This is a genomic window from Pannonibacter sp. (genome assembly GCF_051860505.1).
GTDB lineage: Bacteria > Pseudomonadota > Alphaproteobacteria > Rhizobiales > Stappiaceae > Pannonibacter.
This window is the reverse complement of record NZ_JBHYDX010000003.1, coordinates 131892-153344: the sequence shown is the minus strand read 5'-3', so window position 1 is coordinate 153344 and position 21453 is coordinate 131892. Positions and strand designations below refer to the sequence as shown.

Sequence of the window (21453 nt, the reverse complement as noted above, 5' to 3'; positions counted from 1 at the left end):
AAGGCTAAGTAAATTTCCCGAATGTTGCGTTCTGGCATCTCCCGGTCTGAATTCGCTGACGCGCTGCATTCTCCCATTGGCCAAAAATTATGGTTCACCTACTCTTTTATTCAGGTGGTGGGTGTTTTCACTTGTGAGTCGACAGGGCAACCCTGCGGTATTTGCAAGTGAAGATGTTTTTTGCAAGCATGGGGAACATGTGATGCGCAATATCAGGACTTTGATTGCTTCGGTCGCTGTCGCCACATCGGTTGGTACAACAGGGGCAATGGCTGCAGATTTGCCGGTTGCACCGGAACCCGTTGACTACGTTCGGGTCTGCGATGCCTTCGGCACCGGCTTCTTCTACATTCCTGGCACGGAGACCTGCCTGCGGATATCTGGCCGTGTCCGCGCTGAATACCGTTTCAACAATTACGGTGACGGCCCGAACAACTGGAAGCGCGATGCGAACGGCACATCGACCCGCGCCCGTGGGATCCTGCGCCTGGATGCGCGCACCAACAGCGAGTATGGCCTCGTCCGCTCCTACATCGACATGTACATGCAGCGCGATTCGGGCGGATCGTCCTTTGTCCTCGACCAGGCCTTCATCCAGTTCGGCAACTTCACCTTCGGCCGGACCCAGTCCATGTTCGACTTCTGGACCGGCTACTCCTACGGCAACTATCACACGGTCTACACCGACTATAAGAACTGGATCGCGGCCTACACGGCAGCCTTCGGCAATGGCATGTCGGCCACCCTGTCGGTTGAAGATGGCACCACCCGTCGCTGGAACCTGGTTGGTGGCGGTGACGCCTATGCCGGCCACCGCTATCCGGACCTGATTGCCCATCTGCGCATCGAGCAGGGCTGGGGCAGCGCCCAGATCATGGGCGCCTTGCATGATGTTCGCTATGCTGCGGCGAACACCAAGGGGGATGTGGGCTTCGCCATTGGCGCAGGCGTCCAGTTGAACGTGCCGGTCTTCGGCGCCACCGACAACATCGCATTCCAGGCCGTCTATGCCGACGGCGCGTCCGGTTATGTTCAGGACACCTGGGACGATATCTCCGCGACACCGCAGATCACCGACGCCATCTTTGCCGGTGGCAAGAGCCGCACCACCAAGACCTGGGCCATCGGCGCCGGCTTCCTGCACAATTTCTCTGACCAGCTGGAAGGCTCGATCGAAGCCAATTACGCAAGTGCGGATGCCTTCGGCTCGACGAATGACTTCAGCATGTGGGGCGGCAACATCAACCTGATCTGGAAGCCGGTCGACGGCCTCGGAATCGGCGCGGAAGTCGCCTATCGCGACTTCGACTTCCACCGCAGCTCCGTCCAGAAGGACCGCAACGAGATCTACACGACCATTCGCGTCGAGCGGACGTTCTGATCCAGACGCAGAATTGCGCATGCGAAAGGCGGCCTCGGCCGCCTTTTGTTTTTCCAGATAGCGCCCCAGACGCTTCCGCTCACTTGCGCCCGAACAGCCGCTCGATGTCGGAGAGTTTCAGCTCGATCCAGGTCGGGCGACCGTGGTTGCACTGGCCGGACAGGGGCGTTGCCTCCATGTCGCGCAAGAGGGCATCCATTTCCTCGACCCGCAGCCGGCGGCCGGCGCGGATGGAGCCGTGGCAGGCCATGGTCGCAGCAACGTGGTCCAGCCGCTCCTTCAGCCCGGTTGCGCTGTCCCATTCGGCCAGTTCATCGGCGAGATCCCGGACCAGCGCGCGGACATCAAGCCCCTTCAAGAGTGCCGGCGTCTCGCGCACGGCCACCGCGCCGGGGCCGAATGGCTCCAGCACGAGGCCGGCGCCTTCCAGGGCATCGGCGTGATCGGCCAGACGGCCGACATCCTCCTCGGGCAGTTCCACCACTTCCGGAATCAGCAGCATCTGGCGCGGCACTTCGCGGCGCGCCAGCGCCTCCTTGAGGCGTTCATAGACCAGGCGCTCATGCGCCGCGTGCTGGTCAACGATGACGACACCGTCCAGCGTCTGCGACACGATATAGGTTTCATGCATCTGCGCCCTCGCAGCCCCAAGAGGACGCGCCATCAGATCCTCGGAAATGGCCGCCCCATGCGCCCGCGCATCGGCCGAGGGCCGGGCGAGATCGGCCAGCGGCAGGCTGCCCAGCACGACTGCCATGCCGCCCGGATCCGTTCCGGTGTCGAAGCCTGGCTGGCCGGCTTCTGCAAAACCGGACATTTCGTGCAAGGGCCGATAGGGAGAGGCCTGCCAGTCCTGCACCGGGCCATTCGCCCGCGCCCAGCCCTGCCCGCTCGCGCCCGCTGCCGCCGCACCGCCGGCCCGCAGCACATCGAGAGCGCTGGCCGCATTCGACGTCGAGGAGCGATGCCCGGCCTGGACCAGCGCATGCTTGATAGCCCCCACCAAGAGCCCGCGCACCAGTTGCCCGTCGCGGAAGCGCACATCGGCTTTGGCCGGGTGCACGTTGACGTCGACAAAGGAGGGATCGAGATCGACATAGAGCACGACAACCGGATGCCGGTCGCGGGCCAGCACGTCGGCATAGGCCCCGCGCAGGCCGGACAGGAGCAGCTTGTCCTTCACCGGCCGGCCGTTGACATAAAAGAACTGCTGCTGCGCCGTGCCACGGTGATAGGTCGGCAGACCGGCGAACCCGGTCAGCCGTACGCCTTCGCGCACCGCATCGATGCGCATGGCATTCTCGAGGAAGTCATCGCCAACCACCTGCGCCAGCCGGGCCATGCGCGGGTCTTCGCCGCGCGCGGCGGGCCAGATGATCGACTGCCGGTCAGAGCCGCCAAGGCTGAAGCCCACCTCCGGGTAGGCCAGCGCAATGCGGCGCACGACTTCGGTGATCGCCGCAGCCTCGGCGCGGTCGGTCTTGAGGAACTTCAGACGGGCGGGCGTGGCAAAAAACAGGTCCCGCACCTCGACCTGGGTGCCGAGACTGCGGGCCGCCGGCTCCAGCGGGCTCTCGGTGCCGCCGGCCACCTCGATCCGCCAGGCATGGGCCTCATCCTTGTGCCGTGTGGTGATGGTCAGCCGGGCCACGGAACCGATCGACGGCAGCGCCTCGCCGCGAAAGCCGAGGGTGCGGATGTCGAACAGGTCTTCATCGCGCAGTTTCGAGGTGCAATGCCGCCGGACCGCCAACGCCAGATCGGCAGCGGTCATGCCCGCGCCATCGTCGGACACGCGGATCAGCGTCTTGCCGCCAGCCGCTGTCACGATCTCGATGTTGCGCGCGCCGGCGTCCACGGCGTTCTCGACCAGTTCCTTGACGACGCTGGCTGGACGCTCGATCACTTCACCGGCAGCGATCCGGTTGATGATCGCTTCGCCGAGCTGTCTGACTGCCATGTCCGCTCTCTACCCCTGCGCCACCCGCCGGTTGTTTGCCGAGCCGCCACACAAGGACGCAACGCCCGGCTCGCCGGTGCCGGTTCCGCCCGGCACCAGCTTCGTATATGGTCCGCCGCATCCGGATCGGACAAGAGCCGATTCCCTGCCATCATACCAGATCAGTCCGAGAGAACCCCATGAACGCCATTGCCCCGCTCCTTGTCCCCGGCCTGCGCACACTCGCTCCGGATTACAGCGGGGTCCTCAGCGATGTGTGGGGCGTCCTGCACAACGGCCTGAAGGCCTTTGATGCAGCGCATGAGGCGCTGTCACGCTACCGGGCCGAGACCGGCGGCTGCGTCATCCTCATCACCAACGCGCCGCGCCCGGCCGAGCAGATCCATGAGCAGCTGGCCAATTACGGCGTGCCGCGCGATGCTTATGACGACATCGTCACCTCCGGTGATGTCACCCGCGCCATGATCGCGTCGAAGCCCGGCGGAAAGGTGCTGCACATCGGCGCCGACCGGGATGTGCCGATCTATGACGGTCTGGGCGTTGTCCTGTCGAGCGAGGAAGACGCTGGCCTCATCAGTTGCACCGGCCTCTTCGACGATGAGGTCGAGACACCGGACGACTACCGTGACCAGCTCACCCGGCTGGTTGCGCGTGGGTTGCCGATGGTCTGCGCCAATCCGGATATTGTCGTGGAGCGCGGTGAAAAGCTGATCTGGTGCGCCGGCGCGCTGGCCCGGCTGTACGAGGACCTCGGCGGCACCGTGCATCTCCTCGGCAAGCCGCACAAGCCGATCTACGACGCAGCCCTCTCCCGTATGGCGGAAATCCAGGGCGCGGCTTACTCCCGCGACCGGGTCCTGGCCATCGGTGACGGCCTGCCGACCGACATTCGCGGCGCTGATTCGCAAGGCATTGACGTTCTGTTCGTGACCGGCGGCATTCACGCCGCCGACTTCGGTGCCAGCGACGCACCGGACGAAGCCCTCATCCGCCGCCGCCTTGCGGAAGAAGGCCTCTCCGCCCGCGCCGCCCTGCCGCGTCTCGTCTGGTGAGGGCGACGGCGGCGAAGGACAGATATGAGCGACACGGCAAAGCGCATCCCGTCGTCGCTCCTGCGCAGGCAGGAGCCCAGTAACCACCTGAGTTGATTGGGTTTACTCCGCCTGACAAGACAACCGCCGCCTCGGTTACTGGGCTCCTGCCTGCGCAGGAGCGACGAGGTTTCGGCGCCTTGGCTGACAACAGATCCCGCGATCGCCAGACAAAAAAAGCCGGTGCAGCAACTGCACCGGCCTTTTTGTTGAATCGTGGCAGCTCTCAGGCGAACAGCTTGTCGATGTCGTCCTGACTGTCGCCGAGCATGGCATCGATGTCGGACTGCGACACGCCTTCGCCAGCCATTTGCGGGCCGTGGAGGATCAGCTCGCGCTTGCGGCGCTCCTCGTCGGTTTCCTCAAGCTCGGGTTCCATGTTCTCGATGATGCGCAGCTTCTCGACGAAATTGGTCACCCGCTGATCGATGTAGTTCAGCGTCGACACAACCTTCGAAATACGCTGGCCGGTGATGTCCTGGAACGCGCAGGCTTCGAAGATCTCGATCATCTTGGTGTTGACCAGATCCTGGTAAGCTGCGGCATCCGAGGTGTCCGCACCCATGATTTCTTCGGCGGCCGTCATGATCGTGTGCGTCGCCGATTCGGTCGATTCGACGATGGCATCCAGTTCACGGCCAGCTTCCGGGATCCGCTGCGACTTCATGTCGTTGGCGCGAAGGGAGACGATCTCTTCCTTCATGCGCGTAATCTCGATCGCGATGGCCTTCAACTCGCCGGTCACCGCCGGCTGAACCGCATGCAGAAACTCATGCAGCGATCCGGTCATCACTTCCGCCAGTTGCATGACGTCAGAAAGTCCGACGTCACCGCCGCGATCCCGGTTCTGCTCGAGGAACTCGATCACGCGAACCACGTTCTCACGTGTCATTGTGGCCATTTGTTCAGCCCTCCTGTTTGTATCCGGAGACCGAAAGCCTTGCCCATCTGCCTTGGACGAGGTCGCGTGGTGTAGCTCCCTGCCGGTTATGTGCCATCCGGCTTGCAGGCGCTCGCGAGGTCTTCGAAATCCGGATTTGGCACTCGGGCGGGCGCGCATTTGCGTCCCGCCTGGGTGCAAACACGCATCAGTCCGCGAAAACCGCCTCGATCTTGCCCTTCAGCGTCTGCGCGTTGAACGGCTTCACGATGTAGTTGTTCACGCCAGCCTTCTTCGCCGCGATCACGTTCTCGGTCTTGGATTCTGCCGTAACCATGATGAACGGGGTCTTGGAGAGGCTTGCATCGGCACGAACCTGCTTGAGCAGTTCGTAGCCGGTCATCGGCTCCATGTTCCAGTCCGAAATAACCAGACCGTACTTGCGCTGCTTCATCTTCTCCAGCGCCTCGGTGCCGTCTGCGGCATCGTCGATATCTTCGAAACCCAGCTGCTTGAGCAGGTTCCGAATAATCCGGATCATAGTCTTGTAATCATCGACCACGAGGACCGGCATCTGAAGATCAAGGGCCATCGTCTACTCCATACTGTCAATACGCGACCCCGCACGAGGTCTTATTTGACGCGATCTGACCAATCAGGAGAGAGACACGTTCCTGTGTCCCCGCCTCCCCATACTCTGGTCAATTTAAACGGTGGCCCTGAAAAGAGCGTTAATGACGCGCGGCTTTTTTCTTGGCCGAAAGCCGTATTGAAGCGCACGCGTCTCCCGCCTAGGTTCCGGATACTGCCTGACAGGCTTGCCGGACACAGGACACACCAACATGCTCGAATTACGACGACTGTGTTACGAAGACCTTGCGGTAGGCTTGTCGGAGACATTGACCAAACATGTCAGCTCCTCGGATGTTGTGGGATTTGCCGAGGTGTCGGGGGATCGAAACCCGATCCATCTGTCGGAACATTTTGCTGCCCGCACGCCGTTTCGGACCCGCATCGCCCATGGTCTCTACACCGCCAGCCTGATCTCCGCCGTGCTTGGCACACGTCTTCCCGGACCGGGCGCGATCTATCTGTCGCAGACGCTGAACTTCAAGGCCCCGGTGCGCATCGGCGATGATGTCACCGTCACAGTCACGGTCACCGAACTGCTGGAGCGCGGCAACCGGGCGAAACTGAGCTGTGTCTGCAGTGTCGGCGAGACCGTGGTCCTGGAAGGCGAGGCGATGGTCAAGGTGCCCTCGCGCGACGATGAGGCGCTGCGCATCTGACCCGGACTGGCCCTGCCAAGCTTGACCTTTGGATGTGAAACCGGCAGGGTCCGCGCGCTGCCTGATGTCATGTGTCGCCGCCTGTCGCGGTGCAATCAGGCCGATCCCGTCCCGCCAGGTTTGCATCGCCCATGTCCGACATCCGTCTGCCTTTCGCCCATGCCGAAGACCTCGACCGGTTTCCGCAGCATCTGAAAGGCGGCGTGGTCGCGATCGGCAATTTTGACGGGGTGCACCGGGGGCACCGGGTGGTGCTGCAGCATGCCATCGACATCGCCCATGCTGCCGATGCCCCGGTCTATGCCATGACCTTCGAGCCGCATCCGCGCACGGTGTTCAATCCGGACAAGCCCGTCTTCCGCCTGACGCCGCAGCAGGCAAGAGCGGAAGTGCTGGAAGCCTTCGGGCTCGACGGGGTGCTGGTGCTGCCCTTCTCGCGGGAGTTCGCAGGCCTGGAGGCGGCTGACTTCGTCCGCCGGATCCTGATCGGATCGCTGGGCATTCGCCACGCGGTGACGGGGCATGATTTTCATTTCGGCCGTGGCCGCGCCGGCACTCCGGACTTCCTGAAAGCCGCCGGATCCGAACATGGCTTCGGCGTCACCATCGTCGCGGCGGAAGTCTACGAGGGCCGCGAAGTGATCTCCTCCTCGCGCATCCGCGAAGCGTTGGCGGAAGGCGACATTGCGCTTGCCAATGGGCTCCTCGGCTATCGCTGGTTCGTCGAGGCCGAGGTCCGCCATGGCGAGAAGCGTGGCCGGGAGCTGGGCTACCCCACCGCCAACCTGCGCCTTGCCGATGAGTGCACCCTGCGCCACGGCATCTATGCCGTTCGTGTGCTGGTCGATGGCAAGCCGGTTGATGGCGTCGCCAGCTATGGCCGCCGGCCGACTTTCGACAATGGCGCGCCGCTGCTGGAGGTGTTCCTGTTCGATTTTTCCGGCGATCTCTATGGCAAGAGGCTGCGGGTCAGCTTTGTCTCCTACCTGCGGCCGGAGGAAAAATTCACCTCGCTGGATGCCCTGATTGCGCAGATGGACCGGGACAGCGCCGAAGCGCGGGCCGCACTCGCGTCCCTTTCGCCGCTGTCGCCACTCGACCTTGCGCTCGGCAACGTGCCGTTATGAGCCCGCCGGATCACCGCACCGACAGCCCGCGCGACATTTTTCACGGCATCCTGTTCATGATCGCCGGCATGGGCGTCGTGCCGGTGATGGATGTCCTCGCCAAAGTACTGGCCGGACATATTCCGGCGCTTGAAGTCTCGTTTGCCCGGTTCTTCTTCCAGGCGCTGATCACGATGATCATCGCCCTCGTGTGGACCCGCAGCCTTTCCACGCTGCGGCCGCAGCGCTGGGGCGTCAACCTGCTGCGCGGCGCCCTCCTCTCCGGCGCCACGCTCGCCTTCTTCACCGCCCTCAAAGTGATGCCGGTGGCGGATGCCATCGCCATTTTCTTTGTCGAACCAATGATCCTGACGGCCCTGTCCGCAGTGATCCTCAAGGAAACGGTGGGCCCCCGTCGCTGGGCCGCCGTTGGCGTTGGCCTTGTCGGGGCCATGCTGATCGTGCGGCCGAGCTTTGCGGCCTTCGGCGCCTCGGCGCTGCTGCCGCTGGTCACGGCGACGCTGTTTGCGTTCTACCTCATCATCACCCGCAAACTGGCCGGCGAGGACAGCCTGCTGTCGATGCAGTTCACCACGGCGCTCGGCGGCGGAGCAACCCTGGGCGTGGTGCTGCTGGTCGCCGCAACGACCGGCATCGGCGGCTTTGCGCTGGTGGTTCCGGGCAGTCTTGATCTCCTGATGATGGTCGCAATCGGCCTCATTTCCTTCATCAGCCACGGTTTCATCGTCCGCGCCTTCGCGCTCGCCCCGGCCTCGGTCCTTGCCCCGTTCAACTATCTCGAGATCGTCAGCGCCACCCTGCTCGGCTATCTCGTCTTCCGCGATTTCCCTGATCTGCCCACCTGGGGCGGCATCGCCCTCATCGTTGCCAGCGGCCTCTACATCGCCCACCGCGAACGGCTCCGCGCGGCGCAAAGCTGACACCTCCGCCTAAAAGCGGCATTTCCGAACAGTTCAACCGAGAATTGATCTGGCAATTTGATCCAGATCAACCCAATCTCGCGCAATCTCCCCTTCAATAATTTCCGCAGGGTTAATTCAATAAAAAGAACATACCTGCGAGCAACCAGGGAGATGAACATGAGCAACAACAGCAACACATCTGGGGAATCGGCAAAGGGACTTGTCAGCGACGCCGTAGATGGCGCCCTTCAGGCTGGCGAGAAAGTCGGTGAAAAGATCAACGAGGTCATTGAGGCCTATCAGGGGATGCGGGAAGCGCAGGCAGAACAGGCCCGTGCCGAACGCGAAGCCGAACTCCAGGACCGCGTGGTTGAGGAAAAGCGCCGCAATCCGGACCGCAGCGTGCAGGAGATCCGGGACGAGGTGAACCGGGGCGGCTGAGCCATAGGCCGCGACGGCCAACGCCATCCTGACACCAGAAACCAGGGCCCGGGATTTGACGCGCTTCGCGCGGCTGATGTCTGGATCCCGGCTCGGCGCTTCGCTAACGCTCAGCTGGGCCGGGATGACAGTGAGTAGGTTTGTCAGCAGTCTGAAGCAGGTCCGCCCTACGGCGGACCTGCTTTCTTTTGCTGCAAGACGTTCCCCCCTCGCGGTCCCTGGCCGCAATTGCCGCTTTATTCAGGCCGGCCGGACTGGTAGTAGAGCCAGCATGAGTTTTCCTGCGCTGACCGGCCGCTTCGTGCGCCCCGGTGTCTCACGAATTAGCTGCCCGGCCTTCGGCTGACGCATCCTGCGGCGCCGAGGGACCGGGAGACCTGCCGTGAATTCTCCCGGCCAGCGCCCTCCTGGCGAACCGGGATCCTCCTTGCGATACGGGCGCGGCCAGCGCCCCTTTTCTGCGGATTGCCGTCATGAGCGAAACCACATCCCGCGACTATTCCGAGACCCTCTATCTGCCCGTCACCGATTTTCCGATGCGCGCCGGCCTGCCGCAGAAGGAACCCGAGCTGATCAGCCGCTGGCAGGAGATGGACCTCTACAAGCGCCTGCGTGAGGCCGCTGACGGCCGGCCGAAGTTTCTGCTGCACGATGGCCCCCCCTATGCCAACGGCAACATCCACATCGGCCATGCGCTGAACAAGACGCTGAAGGACATCGTCACGCGCTCGATGCAGATGATGGGCTTCGACAGCAATTACGTTCCCGGCTGGGACTGCCACGGCCTGCCGATCGAGTGGAAGATCGAGGAAGAGAACTACCGCTCCAAGGGCAAGCAGAAGCCGGACCTGAAGAACTCGGTCGCCATGATCGCGTTCCGCCAGGAATGCCGCGCCTATGCCGAGAAGTGGGTGGCCATCCAGCGCGATGAGTTCCGCCGCCTCGGCATTGAAGGCGACTGGGACAATCCGTACCTGACCATGAACTACGACGCCGAGGCGGTCATCGCCGAGGAGCTGATGAAGTTTGCCATGTCCGGCCAGCTCTATCGCGGCTCCAAGCCGGTGATGTGGTCCGTGGTGGAGAACACGGCGCTGGCCGAGGCCGAGATCGAGTATCAGGACTACCAGTCCGACATGATCTGGGTGAAGTTCCCGGTTGTCGAAGCCGGCGGCCAGGACGAGGCCGCCGCCGAGGAACTGCTCGATGCGGCCGTGATCATCTGGACCACCACCCCCTGGACCATCCCGGGCAACCGCGCGATCTCCTATTCCTCTGCCATCTCCTACGGCCTTTATGAGGTGACGCAGGACGGTCTTTCCGACGACAACTGGGTGCAGAAGGGCGACAAGCTCATCCTCGCCGACAAGCTGGCCGAAGAGGTGTTCAGGAACGCCCGCATCACCGATTTCGTGAAGCGGCGCACTGTCACCGCCGACGAACTCGGCGCGCTCACCTGCGCCCATCCCTACAGGGATCTGGATCTGGGCGGCTACCAGTTCGATGTGCCATTGCTCGACGGCGACCATGTCACCGACGACACCGGCACCGGCTTCGTCCACACCGCGCCCAGCCACGGAACAGACGACTTTGAAGTCTGGAACGAGCATGCGAAGCTTGATCTAGAGATTGCTGCAAGCATGGATCGGGAGAATGGGACTACGACAGAATACGATGCAGCTTTGAAGCGTTGGGAGATCCCCTTCACCGTTGCCGACGACGGTTTCTACACCAAGGATGCGCCGGGCTTTGACAGCCACCAGGTCATCACGCACAAGGGCGAGAAGGGCACGGCCAACAAGGCCAACATCGAGAAGCTGAAGGAAGCTGGCGCGCTGATCGGGCTTGCCCGTCTCAAGCACCAGTATCCGCATTCCTGGCGCTCGAAGAAGCCGGTGATCTTCCGCAACACGCCGCAGTGGTTTGTCTACATGGACAAACAGCTGTCTTCTGACCAAATTGAATTCGCTCTTGAGGGCGGGAATCAAGTTCGGACGCCGGACACACTGCGCAACCGAGCCCTAATGGCGATTGCGAACACCCGCTTCGTGCCGGCCACCGGCCAGAACCGCCTGCGCTCGATGATCGCCGGCCGTCCGGACTGGGTGCTGTCGCGCCAGCGGGCCTGGGGCGTGCCGATCACCGTGTTCATTCACAAGGACACCGCCGAAGTGCTGAAGGATCCGGCTGTCAACGCCCGGATCGCCGAGGCCTTCCGGGCGGAAGGCGCCGATGTCTGGTTCGCCGAAGGCGCCAAGGAACGGTTCCTCGGGTCGGACTACGCGGCAGGTGACTGGATCAAGATCGACGACATCCTCGACGTCTGGTTCGACAGCGGCTCGACCCACGCCTTCTGCCTGGAAAAGCGCGCCGACCTCAAGCCGAAGCGCAAGGTCGATGGCGGCAACGACTACGTGCTCTATCTGGAAGGCTCGGACCAGCATCGCGGCTGGTTCCATTCCTCGCTGCTGGAAAGCTGCGGCACGCGCGGCCATGCGCCCTATGACGCGGTCCTGACCCACGGCTTCACCATGGCCGAGGACGGCCGCAAGATGTCGAAGTCCTTGGGCAACCAGGTGTTCCCGCAGGACGTCATCAAGCAGTATGGCGCCGACATCCTGCGCCTGTGGGTGGCCTCCGGCGACTATGCCGAAGACCAGCGCATCGGGCCGGAGATCCTGAAGACCTCCGTCGACAGCTACCGCAAGCTGCGCAACACCTTGCGCTGGATGCTGGGCTCGCTCGCCCACGCCACCGGCGAGACGGTGGCGCTTGCCGACATGCCCGAGCTGGAGCGGCTGATGCTGCACCGGCTGGCCGATCTGGACACGCTGGTGCGCGAGGGCTACGCCGCCTTCGACTACAAGAAGGTGTTCCACCACCTCTTCACCTTCATGACGGTGGACCTATCCGCCTTCTACTTCGATATCCGCAAGGACACGCTCTACTGCGACCCGGCCTCGTCCGTGCGCCGCAAGGCCTCGCTGCAGGTCATCGAGGAGCTGTTCACCTGCCTGGTCGTGTGGATGGCGCCGATGCTGCCCTTCACCATGGAGGAAAGCTGGATCGCGCGGCATCCGGGCGCGGACAGTTCCGTGCACCTGCAGCAGTTCCCGGTGCTGCAGGCGGACTGGCGTGACGAGGCGCTGGCCGCCAAGTGGGACAAGGTGCGCGAAGTGCGCCGCGTCATCACCGGCGCGCTGGAAATCGAGCGCCGCGAAAAGCGCATCGGCTCGTCGCTGGAAGCCCATCCGGTGGTGCATGTGACCGACCCGGAGCTGATGGCAGCGCTCGCCGGCATCGACATGGCCGACATCTCGATCACCAGCCAGCTGACCTTGAGCGATGCCACAGCTCCGGTCGGTGCCTTCACGCTGGACGACGTCAAGGGCGTCGCGGTTGTGCCGGGGCTCGCCGAGGGGCAGAAATGTGCCCGCTCCTGGAAGATCCTGCCGGAAGTCGGCAGCGATCCGGCTTATCCGGACGTGACCCCGCGCGATGCGGCGGCCCTGCGCGAGTGGGATGCGGCGCACAAGGCGGCCTGAGGATACGCGAACATGACCGAGCAGCCGGCCCCCGAGACTGACACGCGCGAAACTCCTCAGCCCGCAACCGGGCCGCAGGGCTTTCGCGAGCGCTGGCTTTGGGGTCCGGCCAGCCGGGGCATTGCCTGGCTTGCCGGCCTGATCTTTCTGCTCGACCAGGCCAGCAAGCTGTGGCTGCTGTTCGTCTATGACCTGCCGGCCCGCCCGCCGGTCGACCTCTTGCCATTCCTGCAGCTTGTCACCGTCTGGAACCGCGGCATTTCCTACGGGTTGATGCAGCAGGAGACGGATTTCGGTCGCTGGGCACTGGCGATCTTCACCATTGTTGCCGCCATCGGCCTCTGGGTCTGGTCGGTCCGTGGTGCGACGCGGGTCGGCGCGATCTGTTTTGGCCTCCTCATCGGCGGCGCGCTCGGCAATGGTGTCGACCGCTTCGCCTATGGCGCGGTCTATGACTTCCTGCATCTCCATTGGGGAGACTTTTCCTGGTACGTCTTCAACGTGGCCGATGCGGCCATCGTTGCCGGCGTCGTCGGTCTCCTGTATGACGGGTTTGCCAGTGGTCCAAATAATGCCTCAAAATCCGTGTCTAAGGCGGATTGACTGGGGCGTGACCGCCCGGCGGCCTTCCGGCCTTTCAGCAACACGGGATATGGCGACGTGCGCTTGATGTATATTGAGAGTGTTTCACGGCTTGGCAGCAAGTCCGCGCGTCGCGCCAGCCTTGCCGTAGTGGCCCTGGCCATCGCCCTTGCCGGTTGCGTGACCGACCCGAACGGCCATGAGGAAGGCGTCGACCAGGCGGCCGTGCGCAAGCTTATGGAAGGCCTTGGCGCCGTTGATCCCAAGCAGCAGCCGATCGACTACAAGCCGCGCGCCCCGCTCGCCATGCCGGCCAAGCTGACCGAACTGCCGCAGCCGGAAACCGCGACCGCCGAACAGGCTGCGAACTGGCCGAAGCCGCAGAACCAGGAACTCAAGGACCTGAAGGCACTCTATGCCAAGGGCAATGGCACCGATCTTTTGTCGCCGGAGCAGATGCGCGGCATTCAGGTCGGCACGTCCAAGCCGCGTGACATCGCTGCGGAAAAGCGCGACGAGGAGATCACGCGCGGCGAGCTGCTGACCCCGGCCGAGATGAAGCAGCAGCACGAAGGCGCCGGCCAGATCGACACCTCGAAGCTGTTCGGCCCCGATGGCCAGCCGGTGCGACGCTATCTCGTCGAGCCGCCGGTGGCCTACTCGACGCCGGCCGCCAATGCCCCGCTCAACAAGCCGAGCGACACCCGTGACGTCCAGCGCCGCGAAACGCTCGAGATGGAAGGCGCGCAGATCAAGATGAACTGCACCCCCTCCCCGACCGAAGACTGCATCCAGCGCCGCTGATCGGGACTTTGCTTTGCTCCTCCTGACGACCGGGCGACCTCACTGGCCGCCTGTCAGGTGCACGCCGGACGGTCTTGTCAGGCACCTGGACCAGGCTTGACCGCCCGGCCTGCGCGGGTCACCTTGACGCTGTTTTCCAGGAACCGGAATCGCACGCGTGGCCGAACCGACTGCCCCCTCGAATGTTGCCGAATACTCGGTCTCCGACATCTCGTTTTCCATCAAGCGGACGCTTGAGGAATCCTTTGGCTATGTGCGGGTGCGAGGCGAGCTGGGACGAATTTCGCGGCCGGGCTCCGGGCATATCTATCTGGACCTCAAGGATGACCGGTCGGTGCTGGCCGCCGTCATCTGGAAGGGCGCGGTTTCCAAGCTGAAGATCCAGCCCGAGCAAGGGCTTGAGGTGATTGCCACAGGCAAGGTGACGACCTTCCCCGGCCAGTCGAAGTACCAGATGGTCATCGATGCGCTGGAGCCGGCAGGCGCCGGGGCGCTGATGGCCTTGCTGGAAGAGCGCAAGCGCAAGCTGGCCGCTGAAGGGCTGTTTGCAGCAGAGCGCAAACGCCCGCTGCCGGCGCTGCCGCGCGTGATCGGCGTTGTCACCTCACCGACCGGTGCCGTGATCCGCGACATCCTGCACCGCCTTGCCGACCGGTTTCCGCTGCATGTGCTGGTCTGGCCCGTGCGCGTGCAGGGCGAGACGAGCGGCGCGGAAGTCGCCAATGGCATTCGCGGCTTCAACGCCCTGACCGAAGGGGGCGCGATCCCGCGCCCGGATCTCATCATCGTGGCGCGCGGGGGCGGCAGCCTTGAGGACCTGTGGGGCTTCAACGACGAACAGGTGGTGCGGGCCGCTGCCGAAAGCGCCATTCCGCTGATCTCGGCCGTTGGCCACGAAACCGACTGGACCTTGATCGATCTGGCCGCCGATCTGCGCGCGCCGACGCCGACGGGTGCCGCTGAACTGGCCGTGCCGGTGAAGGCGGAGCTGATGGCGGCCGTCGATGACCTGTCGCGCCGGCTCAACTCCGGCCTTGTGCGGCTGGTTGGCGCGCGCCGCACCGAATTGCGGGCGGCTGCGGCAGCCCTTCCGGTGCCGCGTGATCTTCTGGCCCTGCCTCGGCAGAGGTTTGACTTTGTCAGCGGCAATCTCGAACGGGCACTGACGGTCAACACACGGGCGCTGCGCACGCGGCTGGTGCGGGCCGAGACGCTCTTGACGCCGGCAACCCTGTCACGCCGCACGCTGCAGGCACGCGACAGGCTGACCGGCCTTGGCGAACGCCAGAGCCGGGCGCTGAGTGTTGCCGTTCAGGCTCAGAAGCAGAAACTGACTGCCGCCGCAAACCGCCTGTCGCCCCAGCCCCTGACCCGGCAGATCCGGCTTGGCGCCGAGCGGCTGGACAATCTGTTTGCCCGGCTGACCCGCGCCGCGGCCCAGGCCAACCAGGACCGCCGGCAACGGCTGGAAGCCCAGGAAAAGCTGCTGAAGTCCCTGTCCTACAAGGATGTTCTGGCGCGCGGCTATGCGCTGGTGCGCGGTCCCGATGGCCAGCCCTTGCGCGATCCGGCGGATGCGCCGGCCGGCACCGAACTGAGCATCGAGGTGGCCGCCGGCCGCCTCAGCGCCATTGTCAGCGATGGCGGTGACGGGGCGCCGGAAGCCGCTCCCACCCCGCGCAAGGCGAAGCCAGTGAGGCCCAAGGCAGAGCCGGGACCGCAAGGCAACCAGGGCTCGCTGTTCTGAAGAGGGTATGTTCCCACCCTCTTCGCCGCTCCTGCGCCTCTCCCGCGTCGCTCCTGCGAAGGCAGGAGCCCAGTAATCGAGGCGGCCAGTTGCAGCGCGTTGGCATCGATGCTCGCGCTGGCATGTGAGCACGGCCGCACCATGCGATCATAAAGACCGGGGATACTGGGCTCCTGCCTGCGCAGGAGCGACGCGTGATTGTGGCCTCTCCGCCCCCCACCCCTCCCCCCTCCCCACGAGGGGGAGGGGAACTGAGAGGCCTAAAAAGCCGGCTGCCAGCCCCCCCTCAGCTCCAGCGCGTGGCAAAATTTTCCGGCAGGAGGACGTTGTGGCGGCCGAGGTCGGCGACGTTGCGTTCGCCGCAGAGGGCCATGGTGACGTCCAGCTCCTTGTGGATCACTTCCAGCGCCCGGGTGACGCCGGCCTCGCCCATGGCACCCAGCCCATAGACAAAGGCGCGGCCGATCATCGTGCCTTTGGCGCCGAGGGCCAGCGCCTTCAGCACGTCCTGGCCCGAGCGGATGCCGCTGTCCAGATGCACCTCGATCTTGTCGCCGACGGCATCCATGATCTGCGGCAGCATGCGGATGGAACTCAGCGCGCCGTCGAGCTGGCGGCCGCCGTGGTTGGAGACGACGATGGCATCGGCCCCGACATCGAGCGCGCGTTTGGCGTCTTCGGCGTCAAGGATACCCTTGAGGATGACCGGGCCGTCCCACCAGCTGCGGAATTCGCGGATGCGGTTCCAGTCGAGCGAGGGGTCGAAGGATTCTGCCGTCCAACTGCCGAGCGACGACGGGTCGGTGACGCCCTTGGCATGGCCGACGATGTTGCCGAAGAAGCGCCGCTTGGTCTGCAGCATTTCAAGGCCCCACGGCACCTTGGTGGCAAGGTTCAGGATCGAGGCGGGCGTCAGCTTCGGGGGGGCGCTGAGGCCGTTCTTCAGGTCCTTGTGCCGCTGCCCCATGACCTGCAGGTCAACCGTGATAACCAGGGCCGAGCACTTCGCGTCCTTTGCCCGGGCAAAGAGGCGCTTCATGAAGTCATCGTCCTTCAGCGTGTAGACCTGGAACCAGAACGGCGCGCTGGTGTGGCTGGCGACATCCTCGATCGAGCAGATCGACATGGTCGACAGGGTGAAGGGCACCCCGAACTTCTCGGCAGCGCGCGCCGCCTTGATCTCGCCGTCCGCCGACTGCATGCCGCACAGGCCAACCGGAGCCAGCGCCACCGGCATGGCGCAGTCCTGGCCAACCATCTTTGACGCGGTGGAGCGGCCGGCCATGTCGACGGCGACGCGCTGGCGCAGGCGGATCTCGTCAAAGTCGGACGAGTTCTCGCGGAACGTCTGCTCGGTCCAGCTGCCGGTCTCCGCGTAGTCGTAGAACATCTTCGGCACGCGGCGCTTGTACAGCCGCTTGAGATCCTCGATCTCCGTGATGATGGGCATGTGGTTCACTCCTCCCCGGATGCGTGGTGCCAGGTGCCTGGCGATGGTTTCAGGTCTTGCTGCTGTGCTGACGGCGCGGCGTCAGCCAGCTGATCTGATACGGGCTGCGGCCTGGTCCGGCTGCGCCGTGGCTTGGGCAGGCCGGCCAGCCGCTGGGTCAGGCGCAGGCTGGAGACAGCGGCGCGGGCGCTGTCCCGTTCTGCCTCCGCCAGCGCATGGCGCACGAACTCGATATGCGCCTCGGCGGCGTCGCGGGCGCTGGCAGCATCGCCAGCGAGGATACCGGCGAGGATACTGCGGTGCTGGGCCAGCAGCGCTTCGCGCGCGCCGGGATGGCCAAACAGCTTCTGCTGGCTGAAATAGACGCCGGTTTCCAGGAGACGATAGCAGGCGCGCAGGGTGTGCAGCAGGACGATGTTGTGCGCCGCCTCGCCGATGGCCTGGTGGAACTCCACGTCGAGCCGGGCTTCGGTGACGCTGTCCTCGGCGGCATAGGCCTCGGCCATGGCCTCGACGATGCGGCTGAGCAGGTCCCGGTCGGCTGTGCTGGCGCGCTCGGCGGCGCGGGCGGCGGCAAGGCCCTCGATGTCGCGGCGGAAGTCGAGATAGTCCTCGATGGCAGCGGGATGGCGGGCAATCAGCGCGACCACGGGCTCGGAGAACACCGTGCCGATGAGATCGGCGACAAAGGTGCCGCCGCCCTGGCGGCTGACGATCAAGCCCCGGGCCTCGAGCGTCTTCAGCGCCTCGCGCAGGATCGGGCGGGAGACATCGACAAGCGCACCAAGCTCGCGTTCGGCCGGCAGACGGTCCCCCGGGCGCAGGACGCCGGCGAGAATCAGACCTTCGATTTGATCCACCACCGCGTCGGCGGTGCGGGCATGATTGATCTTCGTGAACATGCGCGGCTCTCCCTTTCCATAATTGGTCAAATTTTTTGTCCAATTGCAAGGGGTATTGTTCCAACACAGGCGCGCAGAGCCTTCCGCAGCTGGGGCGTGGTGTCGCGGAAGCGGGCCATGGTGATTTCCTGCATGACAGGCAGGGGGTCGCTGCGTCACCTTGTTAAACCACGCGAGGGGGCGGGACGACATGAGCGAAATCTGGGACGCAAACGGCGGCACGCGGCTGCCGGCCTTCGAGCGGCATCCGCTCAGGGCCGCCGTGCTGGGGGAAATGCATGCAAGGCCGTTCCGGTCGGTCGGCTCACCACGGCTGATGCTGCATTATGCCTTCACAGTCGACGCAGCGGCGGCACGTCAGGACCGGTTGTGGTTTGCCGAGCTCTGTGCCAGCCATGGAGCGACGGGACCGGGGGAAAGCGACCGCTCGCATGTGCTGCCGATTGCCGGCGGCACGCTGCGCTGGGAGCAGCATGCCGAATTCATCACCTACACGTTTGATGCGGCCCCCATCGGGGAGCAGCCATTCGGTCCGGTGCCGGCGGGACATCCCTTCGGTGCCAGCTTCCGCGCGCCCGGCCCCATGCTGGCGGCTGCCCGACTTGACGTAATCGAGGCAGGGACGCTTGGTTCAGATCCCGTAGATCCGGCTTCGCTCGCACGCTGGTTCGATGCCGCCAGCCTCACAGCGCTGCAATCCGAAGAAGGCCAGGCGGTTGCCGTGACAGATTTCCGCCAGGACGGCGATGGCCTCACCCGCATCCTGCTCATAAATCGCGGCATGGGCGACAGCCAGACCGGGGCGCTGGCACAGCGGCTGATCGAGGTGGAGACCTATCGCACTCTGGCGCTTCTCGGCCTGCCAACGGCGATCGGCCTGTCGCCGGACGTGCGCCGGATCGAGGAGGAGCTTGTCGCCCTGACCAATCGGATGGCCGGGGCGACCGACCTTGAGGGCAACCGGGACCTGCTGCAGCGCCTGTCGGATCTTGCCGCTGCCCTTGAGGCCGGCGCCGCCTCCAGCGCCTATCGCTTCGGGGCGAGCCGCGCCTACCATGACATCGTTCAGGCCCGGCTTGGCACAATCGACGAGGCGCCGGTTGCCGGTTTGCTGGCCACCTCCGCCTTCCTTGCGCGTCGGCTTGCCCCCGCAATGCGGACGATCCAGTCGGTGGAGGAGCGGCAAATCAACCTGTCGCGCAAGCTCGCCCGCGCCACGACCCTCCTGCGCACCCGCATTGACGTCGACATGGAGCGCCAGAACCGGGATCTGCTCGATTCCATGAACCGACGCGCAAGAATGCAGCTGCGGCTGCAGCAGACCGTCGAAGGCCTGTCCGTCGCCGCCGTCAGCTACTACGTCGTCGGTCTTGTGGGGTATCTCGCCAAAGGCCTGAAGGAAACCGGCCTGCCCATGCCGGATCCAGGCCTTGTGGCAGGTAGCGCCGTTCCCCTGGTGGTCCTCGCCATCTGGTGGACCGTCCGCCGCATCCGCGCCCATCACGCCGAGCCGGATGACAAGCACTGACGGGACAAATCGAACAAAAAGGGCGGCCCGAGGGCCGCCCTTTCCGTAACCAAAGCTAATGGTCGGCTTTATGGACTTCTTAGAAGTCCATGCTGCACCCCGTGCCCGCATGGCGGGCACAGGACTTAAGCTAATGGTCGGCTTTATGGACTTCTTAGAAGTCCATGCCGCCCATACCGCCCATGCCGCCGCCCGGCATTGCCGGAGCGTCCTTCTTGGGCAGCTCGGCAACCATCGCGCCGGTGGTGATCAGCAGGCCTGCGACAGAGGCAGCATCCTGCAGCGCGGTGCGCACGACCTTGGTCGGGTCGATGATGCCGGCTTCGATCATGTTGACATAGGTCTCGGACTGAGCGTCGAAGCCGTAGGAAACATCGCTGCTTTCCTGGATCTTGCCAACGACGATCGAGCCTTCAACGCCAGCGTTCTCGACGATCTGACGGATCGGGGCTTCGAGAGCGCGCAGGACGATCTTGATACCGGCCTGGATGTCGGCGTTGTCGGAAGTCAGCTTCTCGACAGCCTGCTTGGAACGCAGCAGAGCCGTGCCGCCGCCCGGGACGATGCCTTCTTCGACGGCCGCGCGGGTCGCGTTCAGGGCGTCATCGACGCGGTCCTTCTTTTCCTTCACTTCGATCTCGGTCGCACCGCCGACGCGGATGACGGCAACACCGCCAGCCAGCTTGGCAAGACGCTCCTGCAGCTTCTCACGGTCGTAGTCCGAGGTGGTTTCCTCGATCTGCGCCTTGATCTGTGCAACGCGGCCCTGGATGTCGTCCTTGGAACCCGCGCCATCGACGATGGTGGTGTTTTCCTTGGAGATCGAGACCTTCTCGGCCTTGCCGAGCATGTCGAGCGTGACGCTCTCCAGCTTGATGCCGAGGTCTTCGGAGATGACGGTGCCGCCGGTCAGGATGGCGATGTCTTCCAGCATGGCCTTGCGACGATCGCCGAAGCCCGGTGCCTTGACAGCAGCGATCTTGAGGCCGCCACGCAGCTTGTTGACCACGAGGGTCGCCAGGGCTTCGCCTTCAACGTCTTCTGCGATGATCAGCAGCGGACGGCTGGACTGCACGACGGCTTCCAGGATCGGCAGCATGGCCTGCAGGTTGGAGAGCTTCTTCTCGTGCAGGAGAATGTACGGCTTCTCCAGCTCGGCGAGCATCTTCTCTGCGTTGGTGACGAAATACGGCGACAGGTAGCCACGATCGAACTGCATGCCTTCGACGACTTCGAGTTCGGTCTCGAGCGACTTGGCTTCCTCGACGGTGATGACGCCTTCGTTGCCGACGCGCTGCATGGCTTCGGCAATGTCCTTGCCGACCTGGATGTCGCCGTTAGACGAGATCGTGCCGACCTGGGCCACTTCTTCCGAAGTGGTGATCTTCTTGGAGACCGAAACCAGGTACTTGACGGCTTCAGCAGCAGCCATGTCGATGCCGCGCTTCAGGTCCATCGGGTTCATGCCGGCGGCAACAGCCTTGGCACCTTCCTTGACGATGGACTGAGCCAGCACGGTGGCGGTGGTGGTGCCGTCACCGGCGATGTCGTTGGTCTTCGAGGCCACTTCGCGCACCATCTGGGCGCCCATGTTCTCGAACTTGTCTTCCAGCTCGATTTCCTTGGCGACGGACACGCCGTCCTTGGTGATGCGCGGAGCACCGAAGGCCTTGTCGAGCACGACGTTGCGGCCCTTCGGGCCGAGGGTCACCTTCACGGCGTTGGCGAGGATATCCACGCCGCGCAGCATCTTTTCACGGGCGTCAGCGCCGAACTTTACGTCCTTAGCAGCCATTTTCACGTCTCACTTTTAATTGGGTTGAT

The 21453-nt window shown here is 64.3% G+C and carries 17 protein-coding genes; 11 read left to right on the top strand and 6 right to left on the bottom strand.

Annotated features, from left to right (window positions below):
* Positions 1 to 202: 202 nt before the first annotated feature.
* The gene (locus ACTIFE_RS03300; RefSeq protein ID WP_439527741.1) at positions 203 to 1381 is read left to right on the top strand and encodes a porin; all 1179 of its coding nucleotides are present in this window, start codon (positions 203 to 205) and stop codon (positions 1379 to 1381) included.
* Between the two features lie 79 nt (positions 1382 to 1460).
* On the opposite strand, the gene mutL is transcribed toward ACTIFE_RS03300, so the two are convergent.
* A complete protein-coding gene (gene mutL / locus ACTIFE_RS03295) occupies positions 1461 to 3341 on the bottom strand; it encodes a DNA mismatch repair endonuclease MutL (RefSeq protein ID WP_439527740.1) in 1881 nt (626 codons plus the stop codon).
* Between the two features lie 179 nt (positions 3342 to 3520).
* Here mutL and ACTIFE_RS03290 point away from each other — a divergent pair, with 179 nt between their 5' ends.
* Positions 3521 to 4393, top strand: a complete 873-nt coding sequence (locus ACTIFE_RS03290; protein WP_439527739.1) for a TIGR01459 family HAD-type hydrolase — start codon at positions 3521 to 3523, stop codon at positions 4391 to 4393.
* Positions 4394 to 4658: 265 nt separating this feature from the next.
* Here ACTIFE_RS03290 and ACTIFE_RS03285 read toward each other — a convergent pair whose 3' ends face one another.
* Entirely contained in the window at positions 4659 to 5333 is a 675-nt protein-coding gene (locus ACTIFE_RS03285; protein WP_208983826.1) for a protein phosphatase CheZ, read from the bottom strand.
* 187 nt (positions 5334 to 5520) lie between these two features.
* Positions 5521 to 5904, bottom strand: a complete 384-nt coding sequence (locus tag ACTIFE_RS03280) for a response regulator (protein WP_106754919.1) — start codon at positions 5902 to 5904, stop codon at positions 5521 to 5523.
* 250 nt (positions 5905 to 6154) lie between these two features.
* On the opposite strand from ACTIFE_RS03280, the gene ACTIFE_RS03275 reads away from it, so the two are divergent.
* The 8 genes from ACTIFE_RS03275 (at position 6155) to xseA (ending at position 15749) form a co-directional block, all read left to right on the top strand.
* Positions 6155 to 6601, top strand: coding sequence for a MaoC family dehydratase (locus tag ACTIFE_RS03275; RefSeq protein WP_439527738.1), 447 nt, complete (start codon positions 6155 to 6157; stop codon positions 6599 to 6601).
* Positions 6602 to 6732: 131 nt separating this feature from the next.
* Positions 6733 to 7728 (top strand): bifunctional riboflavin kinase/FAD synthetase, encoded by a 996-nt coding sequence (locus ACTIFE_RS03270; RefSeq protein WP_439527737.1) that lies wholly within the window; start codon positions 6733 to 6735, stop codon positions 7726 to 7728.
* Positions 7725 to 8648: a DMT family transporter gene (locus ACTIFE_RS03265; RefSeq protein WP_439527736.1), complete on the top strand. Its 924-nt coding sequence runs from the start codon at positions 7725 to 7727 to the stop codon at positions 8646 to 8648. The genes ACTIFE_RS03270 and ACTIFE_RS03265 overlap by 4 nt, the downstream gene beginning before the upstream one ends.
* 159 nt (positions 8649 to 8807) lie before the next feature.
* Positions 8808 to 9071 carry a hypothetical protein gene (locus tag ACTIFE_RS03260; protein ID WP_439527735.1) on the top strand — a complete coding sequence of 88 codons (264 nt, stop codon included), beginning with the start codon at positions 8808 to 8810 and terminating at the stop codon, positions 9069 to 9071.
* Positions 9072 to 9544: 473 nt separating this feature from the next.
* A complete protein-coding gene (ileS, locus tag ACTIFE_RS03255) occupies positions 9545 to 12616 on the top strand; it encodes an isoleucine--tRNA ligase (RefSeq protein WP_439527734.1) in 3072 nt (1023 codons plus the stop codon).
* A 12-nt stretch (positions 12617 to 12628) separates the two neighbouring features.
* A complete protein-coding gene (lspA, locus tag ACTIFE_RS03250) occupies positions 12629 to 13219 on the top strand; it encodes a signal peptidase II (protein ID WP_439527733.1) in 591 nt (196 codons plus the stop codon).
* A gap of 57 nt (positions 13220 to 13276) precedes the next feature.
* Positions 13277 to 14002, top strand: a complete 726-nt coding sequence (locus tag ACTIFE_RS03245) for a hypothetical protein (RefSeq protein WP_439527732.1) — start codon at positions 13277 to 13279, stop codon at positions 14000 to 14002.
* Between the two features lie 148 nt (positions 14003 to 14150).
* A complete protein-coding gene (xseA, locus tag ACTIFE_RS03240; protein WP_439527816.1) occupies positions 14151 to 15749 on the top strand; it encodes an exodeoxyribonuclease VII large subunit in 1599 nt (532 codons plus the stop codon).
* A 286-nt stretch (positions 15750 to 16035) separates the two neighbouring features.
* Here the strand turns inward: xseA and ACTIFE_RS03235 are convergent, their stop codons facing one another.
* Positions 16036 to 17199 (bottom strand): alpha-hydroxy acid oxidase, encoded by a 1164-nt coding sequence (locus ACTIFE_RS03235; protein ID WP_439527731.1) that lies wholly within the window; start codon positions 17197 to 17199, stop codon positions 16036 to 16038.
* A gap of 5 nt (positions 17200 to 17204) precedes the next feature.
* Positions 17205 to 18101, bottom strand: coding sequence for an FCD domain-containing protein (locus ACTIFE_RS03230; RefSeq protein WP_439527730.1), 897 nt, complete (start codon positions 18099 to 18101; stop codon positions 17205 to 17207).
* Positions 18102 to 18291: 190 nt separating this feature from the next.
* Here ACTIFE_RS03230 and ACTIFE_RS03225 point away from each other — a divergent pair, with 190 nt between their 5' ends.
* Positions 18292 to 19629 (top strand): DUF3422 family protein, encoded by a 1338-nt coding sequence (locus ACTIFE_RS03225; protein ID WP_439527729.1) that lies wholly within the window; start codon positions 18292 to 18294, stop codon positions 19627 to 19629.
* Between the two features lie 154 nt (positions 19630 to 19783).
* Here ACTIFE_RS03225 and groL read toward each other — a convergent pair whose 3' ends face one another.
* Positions 19784 to 21424 (bottom strand): chaperonin GroEL, encoded by a 1641-nt coding sequence (gene groL / locus ACTIFE_RS03220; RefSeq protein ID WP_439527728.1) that lies wholly within the window; start codon positions 21422 to 21424, stop codon positions 19784 to 19786.
* Positions 21425 to 21453 lie beyond the last annotated feature (29 nt).

Excerpts from the sequence above, each read along its gene's own strand:
- ACTIFE_RS03300 (WP_439527741.1), top strand. The coding sequence starts at position 203 with ATGCGCAATATCAGGACTTTGATTGCTTCGGTCGCTGTCGCCACATCG.
- mutL (WP_439527740.1), bottom strand. The coding sequence starts at position 3,341 with ATGGCAGTCAGACAGCTCGGCGAAGCGATCATCAACCGGATCGCTGCC.
- ACTIFE_RS03290 (WP_439527739.1), top strand. The coding sequence starts at position 3,521 with ATGAACGCCATTGCCCCGCTCCTTGTCCCCGGCCTGCGCACACTCGCT.
- ACTIFE_RS03285 (WP_208983826.1), bottom strand. The coding sequence starts at position 5,333 with ATGGCCACAATGACACGTGAGAACGTGGTTCGCGTGATCGAGTTCCTC.
- ACTIFE_RS03280 (WP_106754919.1), bottom strand. The coding sequence starts at position 5,904 with ATGGCCCTTGATCTTCAGATGCCGGTCCTCGTGGTCGATGATTACAAG.
- ACTIFE_RS03275 (WP_439527738.1), top strand. The coding sequence starts at position 6,155 with ATGCTCGAATTACGACGACTGTGTTACGAAGACCTTGCGGTAGGCTTG.
- ACTIFE_RS03270 (WP_439527737.1), top strand. The coding sequence starts at position 6,733 with ATGTCCGACATCCGTCTGCCTTTCGCCCATGCCGAAGACCTCGACCGG.
- ACTIFE_RS03265 (WP_439527736.1), top strand. The coding sequence starts at position 7,725 with ATGAGCCCGCCGGATCACCGCACCGACAGCCCGCGCGACATTTTTCAC.
- ACTIFE_RS03260 (WP_439527735.1), top strand. The coding sequence starts at position 8,808 with ATGAGCAACAACAGCAACACATCTGGGGAATCGGCAAAGGGACTTGTC.
- ileS (WP_439527734.1), top strand. The coding sequence starts at position 9,545 with ATGAGCGAAACCACATCCCGCGACTATTCCGAGACCCTCTATCTGCCC.
- lspA (WP_439527733.1), top strand. The coding sequence starts at position 12,629 with ATGACCGAGCAGCCGGCCCCCGAGACTGACACGCGCGAAACTCCTCAG.
- ACTIFE_RS03235 (WP_439527731.1), bottom strand. The coding sequence starts at position 17,199 with ATGCCCATCATCACGGAGATCGAGGATCTCAAGCGGCTGTACAAGCGC.
- ACTIFE_RS03230 (WP_439527730.1), bottom strand. The coding sequence starts at position 18,101 with ATGTTCACGAAGATCAATCATGCCCGCACCGCCGACGCGGTGGTGGAT.
- ACTIFE_RS03225 (WP_439527729.1), top strand. The coding sequence starts at position 18,292 with ATGAGCGAAATCTGGGACGCAAACGGCGGCACGCGGCTGCCGGCCTTC.
- groL (WP_439527728.1), bottom strand. The coding sequence starts at position 21,424 with ATGGCTGCTAAGGACGTAAAGTTCGGCGCTGACGCCCGTGAAAAGATG.